At 33.3% G+C, this 801-nt stretch carries 2 protein-coding genes; both read right to left on the minus strand.

The genetic code is table 11. The features are described 5' to 3' along the window. Nucleotides 1-202 precede the first annotated feature (202 nt). A complete protein-coding gene (locus RZN25_18530) occupies nt 203-496 on the minus strand; it encodes a hypothetical protein (protein MEQ6378783.1) in 294 nt (97 codons plus the stop codon). Continuing rightward, complete coding sequence (locus RZN25_18535; protein MEQ6378784.1) at nt 493-714, minus strand: hypothetical protein; 222 nt, start codon at nt 712-714, stop codon at nt 493-495. Before RZN25_18535 ends, RZN25_18530 begins: the two co-directional genes overlap by 4 nt. Nucleotides 715-801 lie beyond the last annotated feature (87 nt).

Genomic DNA, 801 nt, shown 5'->3' on the forward strand with positions numbered 1-801 from the left:
AACGAATTACATTTTTCTAAGTGCGAAAGTTGAGTTAATAAAAGTAATAGGCCAAGAAAGCACAAAAAGACCTTGAAACACGAAGTTCCAAGGTCGATAATTTCAACATGTTATAGAAAGCTAGGGGCAGACCCTCAAATCACCAATAATCACCAATAAAGCTACTGGAGTTCTAGAAGCTTTAATATATCAAAACTTAAACTTAAACTTTTTGACTAGTTAATACTTCAATATCTTTTTTTACCCAACTTATAATTGCCTCTAAACTGGTTATCCCTAGTTTGTTGGCACTAACCCACTTTCCATCGCTATACAGTCTCATGTTTCCTGTATTCGTATTAAGATCCCCAATAACATTAAACCTTCTTGGATGCATACTCGTTGTACATCGGACATTTATAAAACCTGAGTCATTATTATGCTTTACTACTTCTAAACAGTCAATGTTCTTAATTTTGTCAATCAACTGTCTTGAGAAATCATTCATTGTAGTCACACTCCTCCACAAGAGTTACAGACTTTTTGTTTGAAATCAGGATACTTGTCAAAATAAAGTCGTTTAGCTTCATCCATAGTTACAAATGAGAACCAACCACCGTCTATTAATTCACATTTAATCCCCTTGAAACTTGATTCTTTGGAAGGAATATAATTACAATAAGCATTATGTATAGTCAATGTTTTAGTTGGTTTGTCAACGTTTACCCAATTCAAGGGTTCCCCCTCTCTGTTCATTATCAAGAATATTTTATTATAAAAAATATTAAATAGGGTCTGCTGAACGATTCACTAAACAGCCCA

This window comes from Bacillaceae bacterium S4-13-56, assembly GCA_040191315.1.
Taxonomy (GTDB): domain Bacteria; phylum Bacillota; class Bacilli; order Bacillales; family JAWJLM01; genus JAWJLM01.